At 73.0% G+C, this 2,880-nt stretch carries 2 protein-coding genes; both read left to right on the forward strand.

Features of this window, described 5'->3' with window-relative positions:
- On the forward strand, nucleotides 1–2,643 hold a 2,643-nt coding region (locus AB0M73_RS49665), incomplete at its 5' end, for a type I polyketide synthase (protein WP_363907211.1).
- A 31-nt stretch (nucleotides 2,644–2,674) separates the two neighbouring features.
- Nucleotides 2,675–2,880 (forward strand): polyketide synthase docking domain-containing protein (locus tag AB0M73_RS49670; protein ID WP_363907213.1); only part of this gene is annotated, 206 nt, incomplete at its 3' end.

Raw genomic sequence — 2,880 nt, forward strand, 5'->3', positions numbered from 1 at the left:
GACCTGCCGACCTACGTCTTCGACCGGGAGCGGTACTGGCTGCAAGCTGCCGACGGCACCGGCGACGTGACGGCGGTCGGGCTGGACCGGTCCGAGCACCCCCTGCTCGGTGCGATCGTCGTGCTGCCGGAGGCGGCGGGAGTGGTGGCCACGTCCAGGCTCTCCGTCGCCGCCCAGCCGTGGCTGGCCGACCACGCGGTGTCCGGCGATGTGCTGGTGCCCGGCACGGCGCTGGTCGAGATCGCGGCCAGGGCCGGCCACGAGGTAGGCCACCCGGTGATCGACGAGCTGGTGATCGAGTCCGCGCTCGTGCTGCCGGCGCAGGGCGGCGTGCAGGTCCAGGTCGTGGTCGGAGCGGAGGACGGCACCGGGCGCAGGCCGGTCGGTGTGCACTCCCGCGCCGCGGCGACGTCCCCGTGGACGCGGCACGTCACGGGATTCCTCACGGCCGAGGCGAACCGGCCCGATTACGACTTCACGGTGTGGCCGCCGGCCGGCGCCGAACCGGTCGAGGTCGACGGCTTCTACGACAACCTCGCCGCGGCCGGCTATGACTACGGGCCGTCCTTCCAGGGACTGCGTGCGGTGTGGCGCCGAGGCGAGGAGATCTTTGCCGAGATCGAGCTCCCGGACGCGGTGCGCGCCACCGCCGGGTCCTACGGCGTGCACCCGGCGCTGCTCGATGTCGCCCTCCAGGTGACGAACTTCGGTCCGCTGCCGAAGGTCGCCGAGGGGGAGGTGCTGCTGCCGTTCGCGTGGAACTCGGTGGCCCAGCACGCCTGGGGCGCGTCCGCGTTGCGGGTCCGCACGACTCCTTCGGGCCCGGACGGCGTGTCCGTGGAGACCGCCGACCACACGGGTGCGCCGGTCGCCTCCATCGGGTCGCTCGTGCTGCGCGCATCCGTGCCGCAACGGCGCAACGGCCTTGACTCCCTGTTCCAGCTCGACTGGGTCGACGTCCCGACGACGCGGGGCGCGACGCTGGATCCGCAGACCGTGGTGGTGGACCTCACCGCCGCCGACGAGCAGGGCGACCCCACCGTTCGGGCGCGGGACCTGGTCGGCCGGGCACTGGCGGCGATCCAGGCGCGGTTGGACGGCACGGCGCCGGTCGTGGTCGTGACGAGGAACGCCAACGGCTACGGCGATCCGGCGGCCGACGCGGTGTGGGGCCTGGTCCGCTCGGCGCAGACCGAGAACCCCGGCCGATTCGTCCTGGTGGACCTCGACGACAAGGAGGACTCCCGTGCGCTGATCGCCGCCGCCGTCGGCGCCGGCGAACCGCAGCTGGCGATTCGCGCCGGCAAGGTGTCGGCGCCGAGGTTGGCCCATGCGCCGGCCGGCGACACGGAACGCCGGCTCGACCCCGACGGAACCGTGCTGATCACCGGCGGCACCGGCGTGTTGGGCATGGTCGTGGCCCGGCACCTGGTGCGTGCGCACGACGCGCGGAACCTCGTGCTGCTCAGCCGCCAGGGACCTGACGCCGCGGGCGCGGCCCAGCTGGTCGAGGAGCTGGCCGGGTTCGGGGCGCGGGTCCGGGTCGTGGCCTGCGACATCACCGACCGCGCCGCGCTGGCCGAGGTTGTCGCGTCGAGTCGGCCCACGGCGGTCGTGCATGTCGCGGGTGTGCTGGACGACGGCGTGCTCGCCGCTCAGACGACCGACCGGCTGGACGCGGTGTTCGCGCCCAAGGCCGACGCCGCGTGGCACCTGCACGAACTGACGAAGGACAGCGACCTGGACGCCTTCGTGCTGTTCTCCTCGGGCGCCGGCGTGTTCGGCAGCGCCGGCCAGGCCAACTACGCCGCCTCGAACGCCTTCCTGGACGGCCTCGCCGCGCTCCGGCACGCGCAGGGCCTGCCGGCGCTGTCGCTGGCCTGGGGGTTGTGGGCGCAGACCAGTGCGCTGACCGGGACGCTGGACGAGGCCGACCGGAACCGGATGGCCCGCGGCGGCACGCTGGCAATGTCCACTGTGGAGGCATTGGACCTGTTCGACGCGGCGTTGTCCAGCGACGCGGCCACCCTCGTGCCGGTGAAGCTCGACCTCGCGCACCTGCGGCGTCGTGCGGCGGAAGGGGACGAGGTCGCGCCGGTGCTGCGCGGCCTGGTCCGTGCCCGTCGTAAGGCTTCGGCGCCGGCCACGCGGTCCCTCGCGCAGCAGTTGCCCACGATGCCGCGCGTCGAGCAGCAACGGGCACTGTTGGAGTTGGTCCGTGGCAGCGCGGCCGCGGTGCTCGGGCACGCCGACGCGAGTCTGCTGGCCGCGGAACAGGCCTTCAAGGACGTCGGCTTCGACTCGCTCACCTCCGTCGAGCTGCGCAACCGGCTCACCGAGGCGACCGGCCTGCGGCTGCCGGCGACGCTGGTGTTCGACCACCCGACGCCGGGCGAGCTGGCGGAGTGGTTGCTCACCCGGCTGGTGCCGGACGCCGAGCCGCCGTCGGTGCTCGACGAGTTGACCCGGCTGGAGTCGTTGCTGTCGCACGACTTCGACGAGGCGGCGCGGGGCGAGGTCGTGCGACGGCTGCGGTCCCTGACCGCGAAGTGCGAGCTCGACGGCCCCGGCGGGGTCGACCTGGACGCCGCCACCGACGACGAGATCTTCCAGCTCGCGGACGCCGAACTCGGCCTGTCCTGAGCCGCCGCTGTTTCGAGGACGGAGTGTGACCATGCCCGACGACCAGAAGATGCGCGACTATCTCAAGCGCGTGCTGGCGGACCTGCAGAAGTCGAACCAGCGGCTGCGGGAGGTCGAGGCGGCGGCCAGGGAACCGATCGCCATCGTGTCGATGGCGTGTCGGTTGCCGGGTGGTGTGTCGTCGCCGGAGGAGTTCTGGCGGTTGGTTTCGGGTGGTGTTGACGCGGTGTCGGGGTT

It is taken from the genome of Kutzneria sp. NPDC051319 (assembly GCF_040682195.1).
Classification (GTDB): domain Bacteria; phylum Actinomycetota; class Actinomycetes; order Mycobacteriales; family Pseudonocardiaceae; genus Kutzneria.